This is a genomic window from Curtobacterium sp. MCBA15_009 (assembly GCF_001864895.1).
In the GTDB taxonomy this organism is placed as follows: domain Bacteria; phylum Actinomycetota; class Actinomycetes; order Actinomycetales; family Microbacteriaceae; genus Curtobacterium.
The window spans coordinates 74,086-87,157 of sequence record NZ_MJGO01000007.1 but is presented as its reverse complement, the minus strand read 5'-3'; the positions used below and the strand labels follow the sequence as shown (position 1 = coordinate 87,157).

The following is a 13,072-nucleotide window of genomic DNA, read 5'->3' as shown; positions in this document are numbered from 1 at the left end:
CTAGCCGTCAGGCACACCGCGTAGCGTGCGGTCCATGCAGGTCCTCGTCACCGGTGCCACCGGCTACATCGGCGGTCGTCTCGTCCCCCGTCTCCTCGAGGCCGGACACGCCGTGCGCGTGTTCGTCCGCAACCCCCGCAAGCTCCAGGACGTCCCGTGGAGCGGTGACGTCGACGTCGCCGAGGGCGACCTGCAGGACGCCGAGGCGGTGCGCGCCGCCGTCGACGGTGTCGAGGCGGTCTACTACCTCGCCCACGCGATGGGCGCCGACGGCGACTTCGAGGCCGCCGAGCGCGAGGCCGCCGAGACCATGGCGCACGAGGCGAAGGCCGCCGGCGTCAGCCGCTTCGTCTACCTCGGCGGGCTGCACCCGGACGGCGAACTGTCGAAGCACCTGCGCAGCCGCAAGGAGGTCGGTGACATCCTGCTCGGCTCCGGCGTCCCGACGGTGGCGTACCAGGCCGGCGTCGTCATCGGCTCCGGCAGCACCTCGTTCGAGATGATCCGACACCTCACCGACGTCCTGCCCTGGATGCCGGCACCGCGCTGGGTCCGCAACCGGATCCAACCGATCGCCGTCCGCGACGTCCTGTACTACCTGGTCGCGGCACTCGACGTCCCCGCCGACACCAACCGCACCTTCGACATCGGCGGCCCCGACGTGCTCCGCTACGGCCAGATGCTCAACGGCTACGCGGTCGAGGCGAAGCTGCCGCAGCGCCCGATCACGGTGCTGCCGGTGCTCACCCCGCGCCTCGCCGCGCACTGGTTCAACGCGGTGACACCGATCCCGCGCAAGCTCGCGACACCAATCATCGAGTCGCTGCAGTTCGAGTGCGTCCAGCGCGAGCACGACATCGACGACGTCGTGCCGCAGCCCGAGGGCGGGCTCACCTCGTACCGCGGGGCCGTGCGCCTGGCGCTCAACAAGATGCGGTCGGGCCAGGTCGAGACGAGCTGGCGGAGCGCGACGCTCTCGAGCGCCTCGGCCGACCCGATGCCGAGCGACCCCGACTGGGCGGGTCACACCGTCTACGTCGACGACCGGAAGCGCCACTCGAACGCATCGGCGGCCGACGTCTGGCGCGTCGTCGAGTCGATCGGCGGCGAGAACGGCTGGTACTCGTTCCCACTCGCCTGGGTGGCGCGCGGCTGGATGGACAAGGTCGCCGGCGGCGTCGGCCTGAGCCGTGGTCGACGCGACCAGCAGCGGCTCGAGCAGGGTGACGCGCTCGACTGGTGGCGCGTCGAACGCCTCGAGCGCGGGCACTACCTGCGGCTCCGCGCCGAGTTCAAGTCGCCGGGTCGCGCCTGGCTCGAGATGACCGTCACCCCGACGCCGGACGGCGGCAGCGACTACCACCAGCGGGCGATCTACTTCCCGCAGGGGCTCGCCGGGCGCCTGTACTGGTACGGCATCCTGCCCTTCCACGGCATCATCTTCCCGGGCATGGTCGAGCGCATCACGGCGGCCGCCGAGCGGGAGTCCGACAACACCGAGTCGACGCAGCGCAACCGGACCCAGCACAATGGGACCCCTGAGCCGGCGCACGAGGAGGCAGCATGACCGACGACCGCAGCCCCGTCCTCTTCCTGGGGGACAGCATCACCGAACAGGGCGCGTGGGACACGTGGCTCCCCGACGAGCACACCCTGAACCAGGGGATCGGCGGCGACACGACCGACGGGGTGCTCGGACGCCTCGACGCCGTCGTCGCCGAACAGCCCGAGGTGATCGTGCTGCTCATCGGCACGAACGACTTCGGCAACCACCGGGCGAGCGCCGAGCACGTCGTCCGCAACGTCGAGACGATCCTCGTCACCCTGCGCCGCGAACTGCCCGGTGTGCGGCTGCTGCTCGTGTCGATCCTGCCCCGCCAGGCGGACCACGCGGCGAAGATCGAGGAGGCGAACCGCCACCTCCGGCAGTTCGTCGCCACGTGCCACGCGCAGTACCTCGACGCGTGGCCGGCGCTGGCCGACGGCGACCGGCTCGACGAACGCTTCACCGACGACGGCCTGCACCTGACCGAGGAGGGCTACCGCGCGTACGTGGCCGAACTCGTCCCCGCGCTCGAACGGGTCCGCGGCCTGCCGCCGATGTCCCGCTCGATCCAGGCGATCGACCTCGGCGAGGACGCGGACTGATGGCCGCACGGAAGGGGCGGCCCCCGGTGGGGTCGTCCCAGACCGGCGTACCCACCCGGGCCGCCCCCGCGGCACGCACCACGCCCGCCCGCGAGACGCCGGGATTCACCCGCCCTGCGCTCGCACCGTCGATGATCGCCGCCGTCGTGCTGCTGGCGTGCGTCGCGATCGTCGACTCGTCGGGCTTCGTCTTCGCCCGGTGGGGCGTGACCGTCCTCGCGCTCATCGTGCTCGTGTTCGCCGTCCGCGGGCGGACCTGGTGGGCCGCCGTGCTCATGACGGCCGTCGCGGTCTGCTGGAACCCGTTGATCACCGTGCCGATCCCCGACGAGGTCTGGGCGGCGCTGCAGCTCGTGGCGGCCGCACTCTTCGTGGTGGTCGGCCTCGTCGTGAAGGTGCCCCGCGAGGCGGACGCACCACGGGCCTCCTGACCGTCGCACGGCCGCGTGCGGCATCGGGGTCCGCCGGACGGTAGGATCGGTCAGTCGGGTGCAGGACCCGGCACCGCACCCGAAGGGCATGGATGAACGACGAGACCGAGCCGGTGACCGAGAGTCCTCTGCTGACCCCTCGACCGTCCTCCGGCGGTCTCGACCGATCCGACGTCGTGGTCCGCAAGGGCCGCCTGACGTTGCTCAACGGCCACCTGACGCCGCAGCAGTCGATGATCGAGGACCTGCTGTTCCTCGATGACGCACTCACCGCCGGTGACGTCGACCACCTGCTCATCCGCGGCAACGACCAGCGGCCCGTCATCGCGATCGACGAACGCGACCGCCAGCGAGCCGAGAGCGCCGTGATGGCCGCGGCCGTCAACGAACCGTTCTACGCGAAGCCCCCGGGCGAGCCCGCCGTGCTCGTGACCGACGACGGCCTCGGCCACGTCGACGAACCCGTCCTGCGGGTCTTCCGGCCCCGCCTCGAGCCGCTCGGCCGCCTGCGCTACGGCGCGGAGACCAGCGTCCAGCTCGAGTTCTGGCGCGTCACCGACACCGAGGTCCTGGCGCCCGTCGAGAACGCCCTCATGCGTCGCAGCCTGCCGATCGACGAGTTCGTGCTCGTCGACATCGAGCGCTACGGCCGCACCTGGCGCACCGTCGAGCACATGTTCGACGACCACGTGTCGGACATCCGGTTCCCGATCGACATCGTCTTCTCGTGGGTGGACGGCAACGCCATCGAGTACCAGCGCGCCCGGCAGGCCGCCCAGTCGACCGCGGTGCTCGGTGAGGGCGACGACGCCCCCGCCCGGTTCCGGCAGATCGACGAGCTGAAGTACGCGCTCCGCTCGGTGCACACGTTCGCGCCGTGGATCCGCCAGATCTACATCGCCACGGACTCGCCGGCGCCGCACTGGCTGGCCGACCACCCGAAGGTGCGCATCGTCCGGAGCGAGGAGTTCTTCGCCGACCCCTCGGTCCTGCCGACGCACAACTCGCAGGCCGTCGAGTCGCAGCTGCACCACATCCCGGGCATCAGCGAGCACTTCATCTACTCGAACGACGACATGTTCTTCGGGCGGCTCGTCGACCCGTCGGTGTTCTTCAGCCCGGGCTCCGTGACGAAGTTCATCCTCGCCGACACTCGCATCGGGCTCGGGTCGAACCACCCGGCACGGAGCGGCTTCGAGAACTCGGCCCGGGTGAACCGACGACTCCTGCAGCAGCGCTTCGGTGCGGTGACGACGCGGCACCTCGAGCACGCGCCGACGCCCCTGCGCTCCTCGATCATGACCGAGATGGAGCACGAGTTCGCCGACGAATTCCGCGCGACGGCCGCCTCGCGGTTCCGCGCAGCGGACAACATCTCGGTGACGAACTCGCTGTACCACTACTACGCCCTGCTCACCGGTCGGGCGATCGTGCAGGAGAACGCGCCGGTCAAGTACATCGACACGACGATGCAGTCCGGCCTCCGCACCCTGGACGAGCTGCTCAAGAAGCGGAACGTCGACTTCTTCTGCCTGAACGACGGCAGCTTCCCCGAGGTCAGCGACGAGGAGCGGACGCAGCGCGTCACGGACTTCCTGGAGCGGTACTTCCCCTTCCCGGCGCCGTGGGAGCGCGACAGCGCATAGGACGCGCCAGCGTCCTGCTGGAGGGCCCGTGGCAGCGTCCCCTCGAGCCTCCCATCCGACCTGCCGCAGGGTGCGCGGCCGTCGAGTGAGCAGAAGACGTCGAGTCCGTACCTCGGACCCGACGTCTTCTGCTCACTCGAGGTGGGTCCGAGTGTCGCCCGCCGACCGCGCATCGCCGAGTGAGCAGAAGATGTCGAGTCGCCATGTCGGACCCGACGTCTTCTGCTCAGTGGAGTTGGGTGACCTAGGGGGAGAGACAGCGAGCCCGGCGACTGAGCCCAGGCACGCGATCTGCGCGATGACGGCGTCCCGGGAGGCCCGTGGCGGACCCGCCACGCGCCTCCCGTCCGCACGCCTCCACCACGGATGGTGAGCACGAATGGTCGGGTCCGCACCGCGGACCCGACCATTGCTGCTCACGAAGCGCGGCGAACGGACGGGAGCCACCACGCGCCTCCCGTCCACATGCCCCCACCACGGATGGTGAGCACGAATGGTCGGGTCCGCACCGCGGACCCGACCATTGCTGCTCACGAAGTGTGGCGACCTACCGGTGCACGGGGGAGACGGGAACGGTGTCGAGCGTGAACACCGGGATGCTCGACGTCACCGGGGCCGGCTCGACCGCGGGCGGGATGCGGACGCCGGCGGCTGCGAGCCGTGCTTCCGTCTCGGCTGCGGTGACCGGCTGGCCGACCGTCGAGTAGTGACCGATCGGCACCACCGAGTGCACGACGTTCCGGCCGTAGACGTGGACGAGGTTGAACGACTGGGCACCGTCCCGTCCGCGCGTGCCGCCCTGGTACTCGGTGAGGTCCTGCGTGTAGCACGTGGCACTCGCGACAGACACCGGGACGCCGGCGAAGACCGCACTCGTCGAGTAGTGCAGGTGTCCGGCGATGATCGCCAATACGTCGCTGCCCTCGACGACCTCGGCCAGGGCCTGCTGGTCGCGGAGCTCGACGAGGACGGTCAGGTCCTGCACGCTCGGCACCGGCGGGTGGTGCATCGCAAGGATGGTGCCGTGCGGCGCCGCCTCGGACAGGACCTCGGCGAGCCAGTCGAGCTGCTCGGGGGAGACCTCGCCGTGGTGGTGCCCCGGCACGCTCGTGTCGAGGGTGATCACACGCAGTCCGTTGACGTCGTAGACGAAGTCGACGGGGCGGTCGGTGGGCTGCAGGCCGAAGAGCTCCTGGCGGAAGGCACCGCGCTCGTCGTGGTTGCCCATGGCCCAGATGACCTGGGCACCGATCCGGCGAGCGGCCGGTTCGACGATCTCGCGGACGCGGGCGTACGCGCCGGGCTCGCCCTTGTCGGCCACGTCGCCGGTGACGACGATCGCTTCCGGCCGGGTGCCCGAGGCTTCGATGTCGGCGATGATCTCGCCGAGTCGTGCGGCGGAGTCGACGTCCCCGTACAGGTCGCCGTCACCGGCCACGAGGTGGGTGTCACTGAGGTGGAGCAGGAAGTGGTTCGGCCTGGGGTGTTCGGCCGTCCGGCTGTCCAATGGGGTCTCATTCCGTTGGCGGATGCGTGGTGCAACACGTTGCCACACCGTCCTGGACGAGTCCAGCACGTGTCGGTGAACCAGCCGTGAACTGGGGGCGGCGTGTTGTGGCACCCAACGGGAACACCCCCCGCCCACAGAGTGGACGAGGGGTGCTCGAGAGCTTGCCGAGGAGTCTTACTTCACTCCGGGGCCGACCTGCGGGGCCTGGTGGCTGCCCTCGAGGTCCGGACCGTGGTGCGCGGCGTGCGCTGCCTCGAGCTCCGCCTTCGACACCGGCTCGATGCGGTCCTCGAAGAAGAACCGCGAGACGTTCGCGCGGACCTTCTGCACGGCGGTGATCTTGCCCTGGGCGTTCGGGCGGATCATCAGCGGCTTGTACTCATTGAACTGCAGGAGCTTCCAGCGCTCGTACTCGTCGAGCTGCTCGTGCACCTCGATGTACTCGCCGTGGGGGAGTCGGACGATGCGCCCGGACTCGTACCCGTGCAGGACGATCTCGCGGTCCTTCTTCTGCAGGGCGAGGCACACACGCTTCGTGATCCAGAAGGCGACGAACGGGCCGAGGACCGTCGTGGCCTGGATCACGTGGATCACGTGCTCGATCGACACCAGGAAGTGCGTCGCGATGATGTCCGACGAGGCGGCGGCCCAGAGGCTCGCGTAGAGCGTGATGCCGGCCGCGCCGATCGCGGTGCGCGTCGGGGCGTTGCGCGGGCGGTCGAGGATGTGGTGCTCGCGCTTGTCACCGGTGATCCAACCCTCGATGAAGGGGTAGAGCAAGATCGCCAGGATGAGCGCCACCAGGACCGCGATCGGCGCCAGGATGTTGAACGACACCGTGTAGCCGAACCACACGACCTCCCAGTGCGGCGGCACCAGACGGAGCGCGCCGTCGGCGAAGCCGATGTACCAGTCGGGCTGGGTACCGGCGGAGACCGGGGAGGGGTCGTACGGGCCGTAGTTCCAGATCGGGTTGATCGTGAACGTGGCCGCGATGAGGGCGATGATGCCGGCGACGATGAAGAAGAACCCACCGGCCTTGGCTGCGAACGCCGGGAGGATCGGGACACCGACGACGTTCTCGTTCGTCTTGCCCGGGCCGGCGAACTGCGTGTGCTTGTTGATGACGACGAGCACGAGGTGCACACCGAGCACGGCGACCAGGATCGCGGGCAGCAGCAGGATGTGCAGCGTGTACAGGCGGCCGACGATGTCGGTGCCCGGGAACTCGCCGCCGAACAGCAGGTAGGCGATCCAGACGCCGATCACCGGGACGCCCTCGATCATGCCGACGATGATGCGCAGACCGTTGCCGGAGAGCAGGTCGTCGGGGAGCGAGTAGCCCGTGAAGCCCTCACCCATGGCGAGGACCCAGAGCAGGAAGCCGAAGACCCAGTTGAGTTCGCGGGGCTTGCGGAACGCGCCCGTGAAGAAGACGCGGGCCATGTGCAGCATGATCGACGCCACGAACAGCAGGGCTGCCCAGTGGTGGACCTGGCGGACGAAGAGCCCGCCGCGGATGTCGAACGAGATGTTGAGCGTCGACTGCAGAGCGGTCGACATCTCGACGCCCTTGAGCGGCACGTAGGTGCCGTCGTAGACGACCTCGGACATGGACGCCTGGAAGAAGAACGTCAGGAAGGTCCCGGAGAGCAGCACGACGACGAAGCTGTACAGCGCCACCTCGCCGAGCATGAAGCTCCAGTGGTCCGGGAAGATCTTGCGGCCGACCTCCTTGACGAGGCCGGAGATGCTGGTGCGCTCGTCGATGTAGTTCGACACGCCGCCGATGATGCGGGATCCGCGCTGCGGGGCGGGCCGGGTGGCCGCGCCCGGCGCGTTCGTGGTCGTGGTGGTGGTGGTGCTGGTCATCAGCGTTCACGCTCCCAGAAGGACGGTCCGACCGGCTCGTGGAAGTCGCTCCGGGCAACCAGGTAGCCGTCGTCGTCGATCGCGATCGGAAGTTGGGGGAGGGGGCGTGCGGCCGGACCGAAGATGACCTCGCAGTTGTTCGCGACGTCGAAGGTGGACTGGTGGCACGGGCACAGCAGGTGGTGCGTCTGCTGCTCGTAGAGCGCGACCGGGCAGCCGACGTGGGTGCAGATCTTGGAGTACGCGACGATGCCGTCGTAGCCCCAGTTCTCCTGGCCCTTGGCGGGGTTGAGGTCCTTCGGGTCGAGACGCATGAGCAGGACGGAGGCCTTGGCCTTCTCCTCCAGCATGTGCTCGGAGTCGAGCATCCCGTCGGGGATGACGTGGAAGACCGAGCCGATGGTGACGTCGGAGGCCTTGATCGGCAGACCCGTCGGGTCCTTCGTCAGGCGCAGGCCCTGCTTCCAGAAGGTGTGCCGGAGCAGCTCGTTCGGGTCCTCCGCCGGGGCGAGGTCACGGACGAGGACGATGCCGGGCAGCGGGAAGGCGGCCAGTGCACCGATCATCGAGTTGCGGATCAGCTTGCGACGGCTGAAGCCCGACTCCTTGTCGGCGAGCTGGAAGGCCTCGACAGCCTTCGCGCGTGTCGCGTCGGTGCCGCGGGTGCCGTGCCGGAGCTCGGTGATCTCGCGGTCGACGACGAGCGACTTCGACCAGTAGACGGCGCCGAGGCCCAGGGCGATGAGCGCCAGGGCGATCGAGAGACCGAGGAAGAGGTTCGCGGAGCGGACCGTGCCGAAGTCGTTCGAGTCGATCGGGAAGGCGATGTACGCGGCGATCGACAGCACGCTGCCGACGATCGAGACGTAGAAGAAGGTCGCGACCTGGCGCTCGGCCAGACGCTGCTTCTTCGGGTCGACGTCGGTGCGGCGGGGGCGGTGCGGGGGCTCGCCCGGGTTCTCGAACGGGTCGGTGGGCAGCACCGCGATCCCGGGGGAGCTGGTCGTGCCGTGCTTCTCGACAGCCGAGGACGAGTTCAGCGTCTCGTCGTCGTGCTCTGCCATGGTGTTCCCTTCAGTGTCGTTCGACACGGACGATCAGTTGGACTTCGCGGTCAGCCAGACGGTCATCGCGACGACCGCACCGAGTCCGAAGATCCAGATGAACAGACCCTCTGCCACCGGGCCGAGGGAGCCGAGTGCGAACCCGCCCGGCGACTTGTTGTCCTGCACGTACTTGAGGTACGTGATGATGTCGGCCTTCTGGTCCGGCGTCAGGTTCAGGTCGTTGAAGACCGGCATGTTCTGCGGGCCGGTCTGCATCGCCTCGTAGATGTGCTTGCCGGAGACCGTGGAGAGGTTCGGGGCGTACTTCCCCTCGGTCAGGGCGCCACCGGCACCGGCGACGTTGTGGCACATCGCGCAGTTGATCCGGAAGAGCTCCGCGCCCTCGGCGGCGTCGCCGTCCTGGCCGTCGGTCAGCTCGGTCGAGGGGACCGCCGGGCCGGGGCCGAGCGACGCGACGTACTCGGCGAGGGCGTCGACCTGCTCGTCCGTGAACTGCGCGGGCTTCTCCTCGGCCTGGGGGCCCTGGGCTGCCATCGGCATGCGACCGGTGCCGACCTGGAAGTCGACCGACGCGGCGCCGACACCGATGAGGGACGGGCCCTCGCCGGTGCCCTGCGCGGACAGGCCGTGGCAGGTGGCGCAGTTCGAGGCGAAGAGCTTCTGTCCTTCGTTCACCTTCGACTGGCTCGTGGCCGCGATGGTGCTCGTGCTGTCGTCCGCGTTCGCCGAGGAGCTGAACAGCGCGTAGGCGCCGCCCGTGGTCATGAGACCGACGACGATGAGCGACACGGTCGCCATCGGTGAACGGCGGCCCTTCTTGGACTTGGTCCTGTTGAACATGTGCTGAGGGGTGTCCAGTTCCTACTTGAGAAGGTAGATGACGAAGAAGAGGAAGATCCAGACCACGTCGACGAAGTGCCAGTAGTACGACACGACGATCGCGGTGGTCGCTTCCTTGTGACCGAAGTTCTTGGCGGCGAAGCCGCGGCCGAGGGTCAGCAGGAAGGCGATGAGGCCACCCGTGACGTGCAGGCCGTGGAAGCCGGTGGTCATGTAGAACGCCGAGCCGTACGCGCTCGAGGAGAGCGTGACGCCCTCGTGCCAGAGGTTGGCGTACTCGAAGATCTGGCCGCAGACGAAGATCGCGCCCATCGCGTAGGTGACGAAGAACCACTCGGTCATGCCCCACTTGAAGGGGCTCCAGCTCGTGCGGTGCACCTGGAAGCGCTCGGCGGCGAAGACCGCGAACTGGCAGGCGAAGCTCGACAGCACCAGGATGATCGTGTTCACGGAGGCGAACGGCACCTCGAGCTTGGCGGTCTCGGTCGCCCAGAGCTCGGGGGACGTGCTGCGCAGCGTGAAGTAGATCGCGAACAGGCCGGCGAAGAACATGACCTCGCTGCCCAGCCACACGATCGTCCCCACGGCAACGGCGTTCGGCCTGTTCAGGGCCGGACCGCTGGCGGTTCTGGAGAGAGAGGTGCTAGTCACGTCACCCATTATGGCCGAAACCCCAGACAGTGTTTTCGCAGGACACTGGCGGGTCTCTCGAATTCACTACGATCGGGGCATGCTCGACGCTCTCACCTGGCCCACCGTCATCAGCGCGCTCATGGCCCGCACGGACCTGACGATCAGGCAGTCGACATGGGCCATGGAGCAGATCGTCACCGGGCGCGCCACCGCCGCCCAGATCGCCGCGTTCGCGGTGGCGCTCCGCGCGAAGGGCGAGACCGTCGACGAGGTCGTCGGCTTCCGCGACGCGATCCTCGATGCCGCCGTCCCGCTGGACGTGGACCCGATGGCGCTCGACATCGTCGGCACCGGCGGCGACGTGGTCGGCACCGTGAACGTCTCGACGATGGCCGCGATCGTCATCGCGGGCGCCGGGGTCCCGGTCGTCAAGCACGGCAACCGGGCGAGCTCGTCGAAGTCCGGATCGAGTGACGTCCTCGCCGCACTCGGACTCGACCTCACGATGGACGCGGTGCGCGTCGCGGACACGTTCCGGCGTGTCGGTCTGACCTTCGCCTTCGCGAACGCCTTCCACCCCGGGTTCGCCCACGCCGCCCCGGTCCGCCGCGAGCTCGGCGTGCCGACCGTCTTCAACTTCCTCGGGCCGCTCGTGAACCCCGCGCGGTGCGAGGCGAACGCGGTGGGCGTGGCGCAGCTCGGCCTCGTGCCGATCATCACGGGCGTGTTCCAGACCCGTGGTGCGACCGCGCTCGTCTTCCGCGGCGACGACGGCCTCGACGAGCTCACCACGACCGGTCACAGCCACATCTGGGAGGTCACCGGCGGCCGGGTCATCGAGCACGACCTCGATCCGCGCGACCTCGGCATCGCCCGCGCGCAGACGTCGGACCTGCTCGGCGGCGAGCCGGAGCACAACGCCGCGGTCGTGCACCGGGTGCTGGCGGGGGAGACCGGCCCCGTCCGCGACATCGTGCTGCTCAACGCAGCGGCAGGCCTCGTGGCGTTCCGTCTCGCGCAGGACCCCGCAGAGGCCGACCGGCCGATCCTGCACCGGTTCCGCGAGCAGCTCCTCGTCGCCGCCGAGGCGGTCGACTCCGGCGCCGCCGCACGCAAGCTCGCCGAATGGGTCGGCACCGCCCCCGCCGCCTGACCCCGCTCCGCCGCGACAACGGTCCGGCGGAACCAGGTTCCGGCAGGTCGGAACCAGGTTCCGCAGGGTCCTGCGAGCCGGGGACCGGGGGCAGCGTGGGTCGGGGCGGGCGCCCCGCGCCCACCGCAACGGCCCGGAGGCGCGGTGCGGGTCCGTCGGACCCGCACCGCGCCTCCAGGCGGTCACGTCAGCAGCGGACTACTGGACGTCCTCGTCGACCCAGTCGAAGGTCTTCGTGACGGCCTTCTTCCACAGGCGCAGCGTGCGGTCGCGCTCGGCGGCGTCGAGCTGCGGCTCCCAGCGCTGGTCCTCCTGCCAGTTGGCACGGAGCTCGTCGAGGTTGGCCCAGAAGCCGACCGCGAGGCCCGCCGCGTAGGCCGCGCCGAGCGCGGTCGTCTCGGCGACCACCGGGCGGACGACCGGCACGTCGAGGATGTCGGCCTGGAACTGCATGAGCTCGTTGTTGGCGGTCATGCCGCCGTCCACCTTGAGCTCCGTCAGGTCGACGCCCGAGTCGGCGTTGACGGCGTCGAGGACCTCGCGGGTCTGCAGCGCCGTCGCCTCGAGGGCGGCACGTGCGATGTGGCCCTTGTTGACGTAGCGGGTGAGGCCGACGATGGCGCCGCGGGCGTCCGGACGCCAGTACGGCGCGAAGAGCCCGGAGAACGCCGGCACGAAGTACACGCCGCCGTTGTCCTCGACGGTCTTGGCCAGGGCCTCGACCTCCGGGGCGCTGCCGATGAGGCCGAGGTTGTCGCGCAGCCACTGGATGAGCGAACCCGTGACGGCGATCGAGCCCTCGAGCGCGTAGTGCGTCTCCTGGTCGCCGAGCTTGTAGCCGACGGTGGTGAGCAGGCCGTTCTCCGACCGCACGATGTCCGTGCCGGTGTTGAAGATGAGGAAGTTGCCGGTGCCGTACGTGTTCTTCGACTCGCCCTTGTCGAAGGCGGCCTGGCCGAAGGTCGCGGCCTGCTGGTCGCCGAGGATGCCGGCGATCGGCACCTCGCGGAGCAGGCTCGAGGACTCGACGTGGCCGTAGACCTCGGACGAGCTGACGATCTCGGGGAGCATGGCCTTCGGCACGCCGAAGTCGGCGAGGATGTCGTCGCGCCACTGCAGCGTCTCGAGGTCCATGAACAGCGTGCGGGACGCGTTCGTGACGTCGGTCTTGTGCACGCCGCCGTCGGTGCCGCCGGTCAGGTTCCAGAGGACCCAGGTGTCGGTGGTGCCGAAGAGCAGGTCCCCGGCCTCCGCCTTCTCGCGGGCGCCCTCGACGTTCTCGAGGATCCACATGATCTTCGTGCCGGCGAAGTACGTCGCCAGGGGGAGTCCGACGATGGACTTGTAGCGGTCGGTGTCGCCGTCGGCGAGCTTGTCGACGATCGCCTGCGTGCGGGTGTCCTGCCACACGATCGCGTTGTAGACCGGCTTGCCGGTGTTCTTGTCCCAAACCACCGCGGTCTCGCGCTGGTTGGTGATGCCGACCGCCGCGACGTCGTGCCGCGTGATGTCGGCGCGGGACAGTGCCTGGCCGATGACCTCGCGGGTGTTGTCCCAGATCTCGGACGGGTCGTGCTCGACCCAACCGGCACGCGGGAAGATCTGCTCGTGCTCCTTCTGTCCGGTCGACACGATCGAACCGGCGTGATCGAAGACGATCGCTCGGGTGCTGGTCGTGCCCTGGTCGATGGCGACGATGTAGTCGGCCATGGGTGCTCCTTACGGGTGTTCGGTGCTGCGGTCGGCCCCGTCGGTGGGACCGGCCGTCGTGA

11 protein-coding genes are annotated in these 13,072 nt (G+C 69.2%); 5 read left to right on the top strand and 6 right to left on the bottom strand.

Features of this window, described 5'->3' with window-relative positions; all coding sequences use genetic code 11:
* The first annotated feature begins 34 nt into the window (after nucleotides 1–34).
* From BIU97_RS03155 to BIU97_RS03140, 4 genes are all read left to right on the top strand, one after another.
* Nucleotides 35–1,567, top strand: a complete 1,533-nt coding sequence (locus tag BIU97_RS03155) for an SDR family oxidoreductase (protein WP_071255380.1) — start codon at nucleotides 35–37, stop codon at nucleotides 1,565–1,567.
* Nucleotides 1,564–2,148, top strand: a complete 585-nt coding sequence (locus BIU97_RS03150) for a GDSL-type esterase/lipase family protein (RefSeq protein WP_071297058.1) — start codon at nucleotides 1,564–1,566, stop codon at nucleotides 2,146–2,148. The genes BIU97_RS03155 and BIU97_RS03150 overlap by 4 nt, the downstream gene beginning before the upstream one ends.
* A complete protein-coding gene (locus BIU97_RS03145) occupies nucleotides 2,148–2,579 on the top strand; it encodes a DUF6804 family protein (protein WP_083420804.1) in 432 nt (143 codons plus the stop codon). Before BIU97_RS03150 ends, BIU97_RS03145 begins: the two co-directional genes overlap by 1 nt.
* A gap of 92 nt (nucleotides 2,580–2,671) precedes the next feature.
* Nucleotides 2,672–4,225: a stealth conserved region 3 domain-containing protein gene (locus tag BIU97_RS03140; protein WP_071255384.1), complete on the top strand. Its 1,554-nt coding sequence runs from the start codon at nucleotides 2,672–2,674 to the stop codon at nucleotides 4,223–4,225.
* A 547-nt stretch (nucleotides 4,226–4,772) separates the two neighbouring features.
* Here BIU97_RS03140 and BIU97_RS03135 read toward each other — a convergent pair.
* The 5 genes from BIU97_RS03135 to ctaE all read right to left on the bottom strand — a co-directional run bounded on the left by BIU97_RS03135 (nucleotide 4,773) and on the right by ctaE (nucleotide 10,174).
* Nucleotides 4,773–5,732: a phosphodiesterase gene (locus BIU97_RS03135; protein ID WP_071255387.1), complete on the bottom strand. Its 960-nt coding sequence runs from the start codon at nucleotides 5,730–5,732 to the stop codon at nucleotides 4,773–4,775.
* A 177-nt stretch (nucleotides 5,733–5,909) separates the two neighbouring features.
* The gene (gene qcrB, locus BIU97_RS03130; RefSeq protein ID WP_071297056.1) at nucleotides 5,910–7,607 is read right to left on the bottom strand and encodes a cytochrome bc1 complex cytochrome b subunit; all 1,698 of its coding nucleotides are present in this window, start codon (nucleotides 7,605–7,607) and stop codon (nucleotides 5,910–5,912) included.
* Complete coding sequence (gene qcrA / locus BIU97_RS03125; protein ID WP_071297055.1) at nucleotides 7,607–8,671, bottom strand: cytochrome bc1 complex Rieske iron-sulfur subunit; 1,065 nt, start codon at nucleotides 8,669–8,671, stop codon at nucleotides 7,607–7,609. The genes qcrB and qcrA overlap by 1 nt, the downstream gene beginning before the upstream one ends.
* Nucleotides 8,672–8,704: 33 nt before the next feature.
* Complete coding sequence (gene qcrC / locus BIU97_RS03120) at nucleotides 8,705–9,514, bottom strand: cytochrome bc1 complex diheme cytochrome c subunit (RefSeq protein ID WP_071255400.1); 810 nt, start codon at nucleotides 9,512–9,514, stop codon at nucleotides 8,705–8,707.
* A gap of 21 nt (nucleotides 9,515–9,535) precedes the next feature.
* A complete protein-coding gene (gene ctaE / locus BIU97_RS03115) occupies nucleotides 9,536–10,174 on the bottom strand; it encodes an aa3-type cytochrome oxidase subunit III (RefSeq protein WP_071255404.1) in 639 nt (212 codons plus the stop codon).
* A 70-nt stretch (nucleotides 10,175–10,244) separates the two neighbouring features.
* Here ctaE and trpD point away from each other — a divergent pair, with 70 nt between their 5' ends.
* A complete protein-coding gene (trpD, locus tag BIU97_RS03110; protein WP_071297054.1) occupies nucleotides 10,245–11,300 on the top strand; it encodes an anthranilate phosphoribosyltransferase in 1,056 nt (351 codons plus the stop codon).
* A gap of 198 nt (nucleotides 11,301–11,498) precedes the next feature.
* On the opposite strand, the gene glpK is transcribed toward trpD, so the two are convergent.
* A complete protein-coding gene (gene glpK / locus BIU97_RS03105; RefSeq protein ID WP_071255408.1) occupies nucleotides 11,499–13,010 on the bottom strand; it encodes a glycerol kinase GlpK in 1,512 nt (503 codons plus the stop codon).
* Between the last annotated feature and the right edge of the window lie 62 nt (nucleotides 13,011–13,072).

Coding starts and splice junctions, on each gene's coding strand:
- qcrB (WP_071297056.1), bottom strand. CDS start 7,607: ATGACCAGCACCACCACCACCACGACCACGAACGCGCCGGGCGCGGCC.
- qcrC (WP_071255400.1), bottom strand. CDS start 9,514: ATGTTCAACAGGACCAAGTCCAAGAAGGGCCGCCGTTCACCGATGGCG.
- BIU97_RS03140 (WP_071255384.1), top strand. CDS start 2,672: ATGAACGACGAGACCGAGCCGGTGACCGAGAGTCCTCTGCTGACCCCT.
- ctaE (WP_071255404.1), bottom strand. CDS start 10,174: ATGGGTGACGTGACTAGCACCTCTCTCTCCAGAACCGCCAGCGGTCCG.
- glpK (WP_071255408.1), bottom strand. CDS start 13,010: ATGGCCGACTACATCGTCGCCATCGACCAGGGCACGACCAGCACCCGA.
- BIU97_RS03155 (WP_071255380.1), top strand. CDS start 35: ATGCAGGTCCTCGTCACCGGTGCCACCGGCTACATCGGCGGTCGTCTC.
- BIU97_RS03150 (WP_071297058.1), top strand. CDS start 1,564: ATGACCGACGACCGCAGCCCCGTCCTCTTCCTGGGGGACAGCATCACC.
- BIU97_RS03145 (WP_083420804.1), top strand. CDS start 2,148: ATGGCCGCACGGAAGGGGCGGCCCCCGGTGGGGTCGTCCCAGACCGGC.
- trpD (WP_071297054.1), top strand. CDS start 10,245: ATGCTCGACGCTCTCACCTGGCCCACCGTCATCAGCGCGCTCATGGCC.
- qcrA (WP_071297055.1), bottom strand. CDS start 8,671: ATGGCAGAGCACGACGACGAGACGCTGAACTCGTCCTCGGCTGTCGAG.